The sequence below is a fragment of the Terrisporobacter vanillatitrophus genome, from assembly GCF_051148895.1.
In the GTDB taxonomy this organism is placed as follows: Bacteria; Bacillota; Clostridia; order Peptostreptococcales; family Peptostreptococcaceae; genus Terrisporobacter; species Terrisporobacter vanillatitrophus.
Window position 1 is genome coordinate 3345713 of the sequence record NZ_CP154625.1, and the last position, 13897, is coordinate 3359609.

Here is a 13897-nt window from a genome sequence, read left to right on the forward strand (position 1 = left end):
ACCCCAATCATTAGATTTTGGTCCAACAATTGGGGTTCAGTACAAAACTGCCCTCTATTTTTTATGTCTAAATCTTTTCAACAAACTCTCTATAAATCTTTGTAGGAACTTCATTTTGAAGTTTTAGTTTTAAAGTAATAGGCTTTTCACCTTCATATTCTACTGTGTCACCTTTTCCAATATAAATATAAGGTTGAGCCTTTTTGTCTATTTCTTTGTATTTTCTCACAAATAAATGTAAGTTAACATTTCTATCTTTGTTAAAAATTATATTCTTTCCTCTGTCTGAGTCTTGTTTAGTTGCATTGGGACTTTGCCATTGGAAGTAGTTTTCACTTAAAAACTTGTCCTTGTAGTTGATTCTCTCCTCTATTCCTTCTTCTTTGTGAAGATCTATAAATAAGAAATACTCCTTACCACTTGATAAAAGTCCACTTCCTCTAAATGAAGAATGTATTTTTCTGTGATTAGATAATAAAGCTACTCCTGGCATTTTATATTGCTCATATAGTTTTAAGAATGGCAGACCATAGTACTCTTCTTGGAATTCTTTCTCATATCTAAAAATGCCGTAATTAATAGCATCTTCTATATATTTTCTGTATTCTTTCTTGTTTATTATAGTCTCAAATCTATCAGTTCTATATACAGTATCTTCTTTATACTCTATTAACTTAACTCTTTGCTTAATCATTACAGAGTCCCAATATTGGTGATTTAAACATTCAAAAGCATGTCTTACACTATCTTCATCCATATTATCTATATATTTTAAAATCTCATTTTTAGCTATTTCCAGAGAAATACTGTTGTGATTTAACAAATATTTTAATATGACAAATTCATTTATTCTTTTTAAAGGTAAACTTGTATTAAGTTCTTTTAAGATTTTTTCAAAATCCTCATTTAGTAATAATTTTTTTAACTCATCATCTTTCTCTGTTTTTGCCACAAATCCTAAATAAGTTCCTTCTCTATCAATAAACTTAACAGGATCTGGTGCACCATCATATTTTACATAATCAAGTAACATATATGGAATTTTTCCACCACATAAAATCTTAAACTGATTATATTCTTCTCTTAAATATTTTAAATCTCTAAAGTTTTCTTTATCAATCTGCTCCAGAATTCTGTCTTTTGATATTTGATCTATCTGAATATGAGTACATCCTGGCACATCAGCAAAATCAGTAGCTACAGCTACCTTTAAACTATCCTTATCATAATATCTAGCTCCATTTAATGCTATGGCAATTAAAAAAGTCTTGTTATGATTTCCTATAAAATCAAGAACAGTTAAAAACTCTTTACTACCACTTTTTCTGAGACCTCTACCTAGCTGTTGAATAAAAATAATAGGTGAATTAGTTGGTCTTAACATTAAAACAGTATTTACAGAAGGTATATCCACTCCTTCATTAAAAATATCTACTGTAAAAATAGCTTGTAAATCATCTTTATCACTTTCTAATCTTTTTATATATTCATCTCTTTTGGTAACAGTATTCTCACCACATAGAGCCACACTGTTAATTCCTCTTTTATTAAATTCCTCAGCCATATATTTAGCATGTTGAATATTTACACAGAAACCTAGTAGCTTTCTAAAGTTTCCATCATGACCGTAGAAATTCATTTGTTCTATAATAAAATCAACTCTTCTATTTATCATTAGACGCTCTGCCAATGCGGATTTATCATCTAAATTAACATCTTCCAAATCCACTCCCTCTATATCAGTAACACCGAAATAATGAAATGGTATAACTAAATCTTCATCCAAGGCCTCGTGTAGTCTAACTTCTAGAGCCACATTGTTGTCAAATAACTCAAAGACACTTAGACTGTCGCATCTTTCCGGTGTGGCAGTCATTCCTAAAGTAAACTTAGGTTGAAAATGACCTAGAACATTTAAATAAGAGTCGCTGGCACCATGATGAGCCTCATCTATTATAATATAATCAAAATAATTTTTATCAAAGTCCTCATAATATCTGCTCATAGTTTGAATAGTGGCAAATAAATAATTAGCATCTCTATCCTTTGCATTACCTGTAAACAGACCAGTTTTTATATTTCTATTCTTCAGCAATTTTTCAAAAGTCTCTTTAGCTTTCTTTAAAATTTCTTCTCTATGAACTATAAATAGCATAGTCTTAGGCTTATATTGCATTACATCAAAAGCTGACATATAAGTTTTTCCCGTTCCAGTAGCAGCAATAACTAAAGCCTTATTTTCTCCATGAGCTCTAAGTCTTTCTAAGTTTTCCATGGCTCTTTTTTGCATTTTATTAGGACTTATAGGTTTTAAATTTTCAAAAACCATCTGTCTTCTTACTTCTGTTCTTTTGATTTCATTTAAAAACAGCATATACCTTTGTAATACATCATCATTTAACTCAGAACTCATATCCCATAGGTTATCGTATTCTTTAAGTACATGTTCAATAAATGGAGCTCCTTCTTTGGAAAGAACTTTTACGTTCCACTCCACATTGCTTTTTAATGCGCTTTGAGTAAGATTTGATGATCCTATTATTATCTTGTAGTCATCTTCATTTTCAAAAATATATACCTTTGTATGGAAGCCTACTTTGTTGTCTGCTATGAAGATTTTCATATCTATATTTTCAAATTCTTGTATCCTTTCCAATGCCTTTGGTTCTGTAAAATTCAAATAAGTTGTAGTTATTATTTTTCCTTTTACATTTTTGTCTTCTACTTCTTTTAATGTATCTAATAAAAGTTGCAAACCGCTGTAGTTTATAAATGCTACAGAGAAATAAAATGATTTACATTCTTTTAAACTTTTCTTCAGTTCGTTTAGTAGGTTGTTATGTTTTGAATTTATTATTAACTCATTTGTTTGTTGCATTTGTTTACCCCTCGTTTTTGTAAGTATATGTTTGAATTATAGCATAAAATAGACCACCAAAAATTCCTTATTTTTAATGGTCTATTTGTTATATACAAAAACACAGATAAAAATATTTATCAGTAGAATAAATATAAACAACACTTAAACAAGTGCTACAATATAATTAAGATTTATTAATAAATGATAACTTTACTCAAGGGGGAGATAAACTTGAATATTTTGGTCTGTGCAAAAATGGTTCCAAATACAACTCAAATGACAATAGACCCAGTGACTAATCGATTAGTTAGGCATGGAGTTAATTCTCTATTAAATCCAGCAGATGCATGTGCATTGGAAAAAGCACTACAATTAAAAGATAAATATGGTGCAACAGTTACAATAATCACCATGGGAAATGAAGATGCTAAAAAAATAATATTAGATGGTATGGCTGCTGGAGCTGATGATGGATTTTTAATTACAGATTCTCTATTTGGTGGATCTGATACATATTCAACAGCCCATATTTTAGCAAGTACAGTTAAATATTTGAAGGAAAAAGAAAATAAAGAATTTGATATTATTTTATGTGGAACAAAAACTATTGATGGGGAAACAGCACAAACAGGTCCTGAATTAGCTGAACAACTTGGATATTCACAAGTAACCTGTGTGACAGAAATTTTATTGGTGGGTAAAAAAATATGGGCAAAGCAGGAAACAGAAGATTATTTTAATTGGCTAGAAGTGGACTTTCCTGGATTATTGACAATAGTAAAAAGTGATGAAAAACTTAGAATACCTAGTTTAAAGAGAAAAAGAGAATTTGAGAAAATAGAAGTAAAAGTACTAAATCTTGAGAAATTAAAAGAATGGTTGAATATGGAAGAAATAGGTCTTAAAGGCTCACCTACAAGGGTTTTGCATAGCTATACACCTTCATCAGCAAGAAAAAATCATATAATGGCTGGTGATACATGTAAAGAAAAAGTACATTGTTTAATAAAATCTTTAAAGGAAGAAGGTGTAATATAATGAACAGCCTAAGAAATGACTCATATAAAGGTGGAGATATCTGGGTTTTTATAGAAAGAAATAACAAAAAAATTGAAGAAGTTAGTATAGAGTTATTGACACCAGGTAAAAAAATCTCTGACAAAATAGGATGTAAACTTGTCGCTGTAATCATAGGATATGAAAACAATACCTTCCTTGAAGAAATTAAAAGTTATGGCGTAGATGAGATTATTAATATTGATAATATAATTTTTAAAGACTACTCTACAGCAAATTATACAGATGTATTTTACAAACTAATAGAAAAATATAATCCTCAGGGAATCTTATTTGGAGGGACTTTTATTGGAAAAGATTTTGCACCACGACTAGCAAGTAGATGTAAGACAGGTTTGACAGCAGAATGTACTGATATAAGTTTTAATAAAATAGAAGATAGTATTATTTGGACAAGGCCAGGTTATGGTGGAAATTTAATGGCTGATATAATTTGTAAAAATAAAAGACCTCAACTTGGAACTATAAGACAAGGTGTATTTAAAAAGCCTAAAAAAACTATAAATACAAATGTAAATATAATTGATGAAAATATTAACATAGATGTTAGTCTTGATAAAGTTAAGTTTTTACAAAAAATCAAAAACAATAAAGCTGAAATTACTAAAATTGAATACTCTGAAATATTGGTAGGTATAGGAAATGGTGTTGCTAATAGTGCAAACATGGTAGATGGCCTAGATTTAATCTATGACTTTGCCGAGGAAATAGGTGCTGATATAGGCGGTAGTAGAGGGGCAGTAAAATCAAAATTAATATCAGAAAAATATTTAATTGGTATGTCAGGAAAAACTGTAAGCCCAAAACTTTATATAGCATGTGGTATATCTGGTGCTCTACAACATATTGTAGGTATTGGAGGTGCAAAATGTATAGTTGCCATAAATAATAACCCAAAAGCACCTATTTTCAACTACGCTGATTACGGAATAGTGGGAGATGTTTATGAAGTGTTACCACTTTTGCTAGATGAATTGAAATCTTGTAAAGTTAAAGCATTAGAATAACTTGAATTATTTTTATGAAAACTCTTTACTATTTTATGGAAATATAGAAAAGTCAGAAGGCTTAAACCTTCTGACTTTTTATTGTGCACTTTTAGATATTAGCTCTATTTTCACATTAGATAAAGTCTTCTATTGTTACTTATTCAGAATCATTTTCTATAGCTTTTTCATATAAAAAATTCAATTCATTTATAGATTGTGCTATTTCTAGTTGAAAATTATCATAACTTAATATGTAATCTTTATCAAATTCCTTTTGAATAACTATTCTAAGCTCTTCATTGTTTTTGATTTTTACTTCTAAATAGCTTTTTAATTCTTCATTTTTCATAAAATCATTTAACTTTACTTTATTTCTTTTAGATCCCTCTTCGTAATATATATAATACCTATCCAAGTTTAGATTATAATTTTCTTTCCATTTATTTAAACTCAAAATATATTTATTATGGTTAGCCACTGAGTTTGCAGTAGTTTTACTTGTATACTGATATTCAACCTTTATATATATTCCTTCTTTTCCTGCAATAATAGATATACTTGAAGCATAATTTAATTTTTCTTTATCCTTTATCTGTATCCAGAAATAATCGTATATTTTTCCAAACTTCATCATAAGCAGTAATTTTCAAATTAGTTATATTATTGTATCTTTCTTTGTCATAATTGTTTTTGTTTGCATCTGCAATAAAACTAGTTCCCCCATATAAACCTAAAAACTGAAATACTTCTTTGAACTTATTCAATTTTAATCTCCTTTTTAATGATCATAATAAAAGTAGTGAATTTGTTAAAAATCCACTACTTTTATTATAATCATTTCTTTATTTAAATTAAACTTATTTACATTTTACTAATAATTAAAATAGTATATTCTGCAACTCTTTCATTATATTATTATCTAGTTTTTCTTCTTTCATTAAATATTCTCTTCCTAAGTTTTCATATTTAGGTGTGCCTAGTCTATGATATGGCAAAAGTTCATATTTAGTATTAGGTTTACCTTCTATAAATTGATTAATCTTTTTAATATCTTCTATATTATCATTAAATCCAGGAATAATAGGTGTTCTTACTAGTTTTTCTATATTAGGGAATTCATCACATAGCTTTTCAAAATTATCTAATATTATTTTATTTGATACACCAGTATATTTTTTATGCTTTTCATCATCCATACTTTTTATGTCAAATATTATATAATCTAAAAGACTTGCAACTTCTTTCAAATCATTCCATTTCGCATATCCACAAGTTTCAATAGCCCTATGAATACGTCTATTTTTAGCCTCTTCAAGTATGGACTTAGTAAATTCTACCTGAGCTAAAGGTTCTCCTCCACTTATAGTCAATCCACCTTTAGATTTGGAATAAAAATCACTGTCTTTTTCAACTATATCAACAATTTCTTTATAATTGATTAATTTCCCGTAAACTGTAATAGCCTTAGAAGGACATACTTCTGAACATTCTCCACATCTGTCACATTTTTCTCTATTTATTAATATTTTACTATCTTCTGTAGTTTCATCATTTATGAATTTAATTGCATTTTTATTACATACATTTATGCATTCAAAGCATCCTATACATTTATCTTTATTGTAAGATATTTCAGGATATAAAGATTGTGATTCTGGATTACTGCACCACTTACATCTTAGTGGACATCCTTTTAAAAACACTACTGTTCTAATTCCAGGACCGTCATGTAAAGAATATTTTTGAGTATTTAAAATATATCCATATTTTTTTTTATCCATATTAGTACATTTCATCATGCTGAGTTCTTTCTATTAAATCATTTTGCAAGTCTTCAGATAACTCTACAAAGTAAGCACTATATCCTGCAATTCTAACTAATAAATTTGAATACTCTTGTGGATTTTTCTTTGCTTCTATCAATGTTTCTTTATTTATTATGTTAAACTGCAAATGCCATAATTTTAAATCACACCATGTTTGGATAAATGATATTAGTTTTTCCGTTCCTTCTTCTCCTTGAACACAAGATGGACTAAGTTTTATATTAAGAAGTCTGGCTGCACGCTGCTTATATCCGTAATTTTTACTTTTAAAATTTGATAACAATACTGACGTTGGACCATTTATATCTGCTCCATGTGATGCTGAAGAACCATCAGAAAGTGGATTAAATGCATATCTTCCATTTGGTGTAGCACTTACTACCTTCCCAAAAGGTACATGAGATGTAAATGGAACATATCTTAAATCTAAATTTACACCTAATTCTTTAGAATATTGTTTTGTAAACTTAAGTGCTTCAAGATCTAATTTTTTAGCTATAGTATCTGCATAATCATCATCATTTCCATAACTAGGTGCATTTATCATTAATTGTCTAATTTTTTCATATCCTTCAAAATTGTTTTTTAAAGCTAGCACTAATTCTTTCATTGTTATTCTTTTATCCTCAAAGATAACCTTCTTAATAGCTGCCAAGGAATCAATAACTGTGCCATATCCAATAAATTCAAAGTATCCTAAATCAATACCACCTTCTATATTTTTAGAATGAATATCTTTCAGGTTTTTCATACAAAGCTCATGTAATGATGACCCTAATGGACTGGCAAAATGTTTTTCCCTTAATCTTATTATTTCATGCTGTTGTATAAAAGCATGTTTCAATAAGTTTTTTTGTTGAGCTAAATAAGCATTGAAAAATTCATCAAAGTTTTTAAACTCTTCTACTTCTCCTGTTTGTAATCCTATGATTTCATCTTTATATTTTTCCATTTTCCCATTATATAAAGTCATTTCTAATGCTGAAGCAAAATTGATATATGCACAAGGGCTTGTATAAGTATCTCTATTTGGCATTCTGCACTCTGCACACCCAGATACACTATAGTCATAAGCTTCCTCAAAAGTTGCCCCTTTTGATAATAATAAAGGAATAACTTCTTCGTCATTAATTAATTTAGGAAATCCAGAACCATCTTTGATAGTTTCTGCCACATCATATAAATATCTTCTTGGTGAACGTGTGTGTATTCTAGCTGCAAGGTCTGGATAGTTTAATGGAAAGTTTCTCTTAGATTCCAAAAACAAATAAGTAAGTTCATTAGTTGCATCTAGACCTTCTTTTGTCTGTCCTCCTATAGTTACAGCCTCCCAATGAGCATATCCTTCATTGAAAGCTCCTCCAGTTTTTGATAAATATAAATCTATGAACTGGGCCATAGATACCCACATGCATTCTAATAGTTCTACAGCTTTTTCTCTAGTTAAATCTCCCGATTCTATATCTTTTTTATAATAAGGATATAAGTATTGATCCATTCTCCCATTTGATATAATTGTCCCCGTTTTTTGTTCTATTCTAGAAAACATTTGAGTAAACCATTGAGATTGTACTGCTTCATAGAAATTTCTAGGTGGATTCTCTGGTACATGACTGCAAATTCTCGCCATATTTTCCAACTCTTCTTTTCTAGATAAATCCTTCTCATTTTCTGCTAATTTTTTAGCTAAATCAGCATGTCTATTTGCCCATAATATAATTGCATCGCTTACATTTACTATTGCTTGTAAAAAGGGTTTCTTCTCTGTATTATCTACTGGGCTAAAATCATCTAATTCTTCTAATTTATCAAGAGCTTCTTGTTTAATTCCTTTAAATCCTATTTTTAATACTTTTTCATAATCATGTACCCATTGAATAGATGACCTGAAAGATGCTGTTTCATTAACTATAAATCTAGATGTGATTAAATCATCTGGGTCATATGTGTATTTTAGAGTATCCTTAGGTAAAGATTTTGCTAAACTTTCATGGAATGTTTTCCCCTTCCAATAGGGTGCTATTTCTTCAATAACTATTTTTTCATCTTCTTTAGATATATCAAATGGTGATATTTCTCTTTGTGGTAAATCCCTTATAGCTTCAGCAAGAAAATCACCATCAAGTTCTGGATAAATAAGACCATATCTTCCACTTTTACCGCCTCTACCAACAATCAATTGGTCATCATCAATGTATACAGTTGCATTTTTAGCATAGTGTAATAAAGCTTTCGACCATCTTAATATCAATAATTCACCTTCAGTTTCTTTAAAGGATTCTGTAAAATATCTTGCACGTTCCACATCAATACTAGGGCGTTGGCCTTTAAAGCTATTTAAGATTTTATTTACTCTTGAACTTGAATCTATACTTAATTTTTTTGATGTCTTCTCTTCAAAAATTCTCTTTTCTTGTGCTGATAAAACAACATTTAACTCTTTCATGTTGTCCATTTCCCCCTTAAATATTATAATCAGTAAATTCCTCTACTTTAAAAAATTCTTCATATATTTTTTCCTTTGCTTTTGTAAAATTTGGACTTGTTCTTAGTCTATAGTGACCTAAGTCTGTATTTTCAATACGTTTTATTTTCCCTGGTCTACTACTCATAACAACTACTCTATCTCCTAAATAAACAGCTTCATCAATATCATGAGTAACTATTATCATAGTTATTTTTTCCTTTTCCCAAATTTTAAGCAATTCTTCTTGCATATTTATTTTAGTCATTGCATCTAACGCTCCAAAGGGTTCATCTAATAAAAGTACTTCCGGTTTATTAGCCAAAGCCCTAGCAATTGATGCTCTTTGTGCCATACCTCCTGATAATTGGCTAGGATATACATTTTCAAAACCTTTTAGCCCAACAAGGTCTATATGTTCTTTTATTAAGTCCTCTTTGTCTAGTTGATCTTCACTTAGGCTAAATTCAATATTTTCTGCAACAGTCAACCAAGGTAATAGTCTATGATCTTGAAATATAACACCTTTATCCCTTGATGGTGATAAAATAGGTTTATCATTTATAGTTATATTTCCTTCATACTCAGTCTCTAAGCCTGCAATTATTCTTAATAAAGTACTTTTCCCACATCCACTACTTCCAATTATTGATATAAATTCACCTCTTTTTATATCAAGATTAATATTTTGTAAAGCGACTACTTCACCGCCATGTTTATCTTTGAATACTTTACTAAGATTATTTACTTTTATAATATCTTCCAAACTATGTCCCCCTTATGATGATTTATACTCTCCACTTAATAAGTTTTTCTGATAGTTTTTTTATTAAATCATCCATTAATTTTCCAACTATACCTATGATTAGCATGGCTAAGATAACTATCTCTGGTCTTGATAAACTTCTACCATCCATTAGCATATAACCTACTCCTTGTGTTGCTGCTATCATTTCTGCCGCTACAACACATACCCATGCATTACCTAATCCTACTCTAAGTCCTGTCATTATTGATGGGAATGCTCCTGGAATTATTACTTTTTTTATTACCTTTAACCTGGGTACTTCATAAACCTTAGAAACTTCCAAGTATTTATTATCAATTTCCTTTATACCATCTACCACATTAATCAGTATTGGGAAAAAAGCTCCTAGAGAAATAATGAATACTTTAGAAAATTCTCCTATTCCAAACCATAATATGGCCAAAGGAATCCACGCTATGGGTGGTATAGGTTTTAATACTTGAATTATTAGCTCTGTAAATATTTCTAAGTTTTTAGATAAGCCAATTCCTATACCTAGAACTAGTGCTAATACTGATGCAATAACAAATCCTTCCATTACCCTTACAAAACTAATAAATATATTATTAAAAAGACTTAAATCTTTACTATATTCCCATGTTACTTGTAGAACACTCTCTATAGTTGGCATAGCATACGGTTGTATTAAGCCAATAATATCACTTAATTTCCAGGCTATAAGAATTAATACAGGTAATAATATATATAAAAATAATGCTGATAATTTATAATTACGTGCTTTTTTCATATTTTCATCTCCTGCTATGTCTTAATCTAATAAGCCACTATCCTTCAAATATAATGTGTCTATAAATTCATCAATATTTACTTGTGAAGATATTAATTTTTCTTTAATTAAAAATTCTTCTACTACTTTAAGCTCTGCTATATCTTCATCTGATATTTTAGGACTATAATTAAAGTTTTTAAATACTTCAACTAACTCATCTGTACTTAATCCAAACTCATCCGATACAAGCTCTGCTGCTTTTTTAGGGTTATCTTTTATATATTGAGCTGCATCAGCATATACTTTTAATAAAATTTTTACTGCTTCTGGATTTTTAGTAGCATAATCTTTAGTTGCAATAGTTACTAGATTACCTCTTTTTATATCAGTTCCATCTACTAATACTTTTAATTTATTCTCATTAACAAACTTAGTTATAAATGGTTCCCATAGAACACCTGCATCAACTTCTCCATTTTGAATTGCTGTAGGTATATCTCCTGCTGGTAGATTTACTGATTGAATATCATTTAAAGAAAGTCCAGCATTTTCTAGAACTATAGAAAGTAAATGATGGGCATATGATCCTTTTGCATATGCAATTTTTTTATTTTTTAATTCTTCTGGGCTAATTATTTTCGAGTCCGACTTAACTAATACTGCAAGGGCTTTTTCTCCATAAGCTGCATTTGATATAATTATATTATTTTGTCCTGAGGATTTAGCTATTATGGCAGGTACATCTCCTAAAACACCTATATCCTGCTGACCCGATGCAAATGATTCATTTACTAATGGACCTGATTGAAATGATGACCATTTTACTTTTACTCCTATTTCATCTAAAGCTTTTTCTAAAGTTCCTAATTCTTTAGCTACATAAATTGGTGTGTACAATGGATATGGTTGAATTGCAATTCTCATTGTGTCACTAGATGCATTTTCATTTTTAGGTTGATTTTTAGCACACCCTACTACTGATGCTAATAATCCAAAAACTATTAATGCAATTATTACTTTTTTTGATCGCTTTTTCATTTTATTTTCCCCCTTTATTTTTATAAAAGCATGATAATAGATTTGTGATATGCTTCATTAAATAATTAAATTTTAAACAATTATCATTTTGATAATTGATTCATGGAATGATTATAGCATTATCATTTTGATAATACAACATATTTTCTAAAATTGATTGGAGTTTTAACTGATAATTTTTTGGAGTTTCTCAATAATTTTTGTGTACGATAATGTTTTTTACACACCAATTGTATAAAAAACATATTATTTAAATTAAATTATATGTTTTTGTCAGATAATTAGAGAAAAAATGTTTTTAAAGTTGTCCTATTCTTCCCAAAAATACATTTTACGATATGACCCCTCTGATACAATTGTCTTTAATAGTAGTAATAAAGAAATACTACTAAATAAATATTAGGGGGAGATTGAATTGAAAATAACAAAAAAACTTATTTCACTACTTGCTGCTTTTGCAATGTCAGTACCAATGATATCCTTTGCAGCACCAAATGAGAAGGCATTAAAAGCTTTTGACCAAAAAATTATTACAAAGGTAGATTCTAACAAGGCTCTACAACATATTAAGTATTTAAGTGAAACTATTGGACCAAGGGTAGCTGGTACAGATGAGGAAAAAGAGGCATCAAACTACATCAAATCTCAGTTTGAAAGTTATGGATATGATGTGCAGGTTCAAAATTTTGGTATTAATAATGTAGTCTCGCAAATAACAGTTGAAAACTTGGAAGATTTTTTATTCAAAGTAAATACAGCTACTGGTTCAGGATATACAGACGAAACTGGTATAAAAGGACAACTAATTGATTGCGGTCTTGGAAATGATATATCAGAATTCCCAGCTGAAGTAAAGGGTAATGTAGCATTTTTACAAAGAGGGAGCGCTTCATTTGCACAAAAAGCAGAGAACGCAGAAGCAGCAGGTGCAATAGCTGTCCTAATGTACAATAATGCAAGCGGCAACGTAAACCCTACTTTAGGAGATTACAAAGCAAATATACCTTACTTATCTATATCTTTAGAAGATGGTGAAAAAATAAAAGATGAGATGACAAAAGACAGTGTTACAGTTTCTATAAAATCAAATGTTTTAACAAGTTCACAAAATATAATTGCAACTAGAACACCTAAAAAAGTTAAAAATCCTGAAATAGTTTATGTTACAGCTCATTATGATAGTGTCCCTTATGCTCCAGGTGCTAATGATAACGCATCAGGTACATCTATGTTATTAGAATTGGCTAAAATATTAAAATCTTATCCTATAAATAAAGAAATAAGATTTATTGCTTGTGGTGCTGAAGAAATAGGCTTAAATGGATCTGAATATTATGTTTCTCAATTAACTAAGAATGAATTAGATAGAAGTTGTGCAAACTTCAACATGGATATGATAGCAACTAGTGCTGAATCTTGTGATATATTATATGCAGACACTATAGATGGCGAAGAAAATTTAGTTACTGAATCAATGGCTGCATCTGGATATAGATTAAGTAACGAAGTTTTATCTATTGGTAAGGGTTCATCTTCTGACCATGCTCCATTTGGTGAAGCTGGAATACCATCAGCTTGCTTTATATGGGGAGATGAAAATGGTGATTTAGAAGAATACTATCATACACCACAAGATACTATAGAAATCAACATAAGTACTGATAGACTTCAACAAGTAGGAGAATTGGTAGGAGCATCTATTTATGATGTAGTAAGAAAAGACACTCCTAATATAGAAAGAAGTGCTGTAAGAAATTCTAAACCAGTAATAAAAAAATACGATTTAAATATAGAGAAATAGATAATTTCATATAATCATAATGACTGTTATTTTCTGTCCTATTTTTTAATATTTTATTAAATTATGCTCTACCTATAGTGTATAGGTTGAGCATAATTTTTTTTATTCAAATTAAACTTATTTACATTTTTATAATGGTAAAAATAGCTTTGTGCCTGCGTGTGCCTAAATGTTGAATAAGCACAAAAAAAGGCACGGGCTATAAGTTTGTTAATTACTTACTTGTAGCCACTATTGTGCCTATGTGCTTATAACTCTATATTGAGTAATATATATATTATTATAATTATATACAGACACGCAT

Annotated in this window: 11 protein-coding genes; 3 read left to right on the forward strand and 8 right to left on the reverse strand. The window is 29.3% G+C overall.

Annotation, left to right across the window (positions count from 1 at the left end):
* Window positions 1-67: 67 nt before the first annotated feature.
* On the reverse strand, window positions 68-2878 hold the full coding sequence (locus TVTCOM_RS16520) for a DEAD/DEAH box helicase (RefSeq protein ID WP_434797355.1): 2811 nt from the start codon (window positions 2876-2878) through the stop codon (window positions 68-70).
* Between the two features lie 213 nt (window positions 2879-3091).
* Between TVTCOM_RS16520 and TVTCOM_RS16525 the strand changes: the two genes are divergently transcribed.
* Complete coding sequence (locus TVTCOM_RS16525; RefSeq protein WP_434797356.1) at window positions 3092-3898, forward strand: electron transfer flavoprotein subunit beta/FixA family protein; 807 nt, start codon at window positions 3092-3094, stop codon at window positions 3896-3898.
* On the forward strand, window positions 3898-4944 hold the full coding sequence (locus TVTCOM_RS16530) for an electron transfer flavoprotein subunit alpha/FixB family protein (RefSeq protein ID WP_434797357.1): 1047 nt from the start codon (window positions 3898-3900) through the stop codon (window positions 4942-4944). The genes TVTCOM_RS16525 and TVTCOM_RS16530 overlap by 1 nt, the downstream gene beginning before the upstream one ends.
* 139 nt (window positions 4945-5083) lie before the next feature.
* Here the strand turns inward: TVTCOM_RS16530 and TVTCOM_RS16535 are convergent, their stop codons facing one another.
* From TVTCOM_RS16535 to TVTCOM_RS16565, 7 genes are all read right to left on the reverse strand, one after another.
* Complete coding sequence (locus TVTCOM_RS16535) at window positions 5084-5560, reverse strand: hypothetical protein (protein ID WP_434797358.1); 477 nt, start codon at window positions 5558-5560, stop codon at window positions 5084-5086.
* Window positions 5508-5690 (reverse strand): hypothetical protein, encoded by a 183-nt coding sequence (locus tag TVTCOM_RS16540; RefSeq protein WP_434797359.1) that lies wholly within the window; start codon window positions 5688-5690, stop codon window positions 5508-5510. Before TVTCOM_RS16540 ends, TVTCOM_RS16535 begins: the two co-directional genes overlap by 53 nt.
* A 114-nt stretch (window positions 5691-5804) precedes the next feature.
* Complete coding sequence (gene hpsH, locus TVTCOM_RS16545) at window positions 5805-6707, reverse strand: (2S)-3-sulfopropanediol dehydratase activating enzyme (protein WP_434797360.1); 903 nt, start codon at window positions 6705-6707, stop codon at window positions 5805-5807.
* Between the two features lies 1 nt (window position 6708).
* Window positions 6709-9198 carry a (2S)-3-sulfopropanediol dehydratase gene (gene hpsG, locus TVTCOM_RS16550; protein WP_434797361.1) on the reverse strand — a complete coding sequence of 830 codons (2490 nt, stop codon included), beginning with the start codon at window positions 9196-9198 and terminating at the stop codon, window positions 6709-6711.
* 16 nt (window positions 9199-9214) lie between these two features.
* The gene (locus tag TVTCOM_RS16555) at window positions 9215-9982 is read right to left on the reverse strand and encodes an ABC transporter ATP-binding protein (RefSeq protein WP_434797362.1); all 768 of its coding nucleotides are present in this window, start codon (window positions 9980-9982) and stop codon (window positions 9215-9217) included.
* A 22-nt stretch (window positions 9983-10004) separates the two neighbouring features.
* Window positions 10005-10772, reverse strand: coding sequence for an ABC transporter permease (locus tag TVTCOM_RS16560; RefSeq protein WP_434797363.1), 768 nt, complete (start codon window positions 10770-10772; stop codon window positions 10005-10007).
* A gap of 21 nt (window positions 10773-10793) precedes the next feature.
* Complete coding sequence (locus TVTCOM_RS16565) at window positions 10794-11792, reverse strand: aliphatic sulfonate ABC transporter substrate-binding protein (RefSeq protein WP_434797364.1); 999 nt, start codon at window positions 11790-11792, stop codon at window positions 10794-10796.
* A 415-nt stretch (window positions 11793-12207) separates the two neighbouring features.
* On the opposite strand from TVTCOM_RS16565, the gene TVTCOM_RS16570 reads away from it, so the two are divergent.
* Window positions 12208-13593, forward strand: coding sequence for a M28 family peptidase (locus TVTCOM_RS16570; RefSeq protein WP_434797365.1), 1386 nt, complete (start codon window positions 12208-12210; stop codon window positions 13591-13593).
* The last annotated feature ends 304 nt before the right edge of the window (window positions 13594-13897 follow it).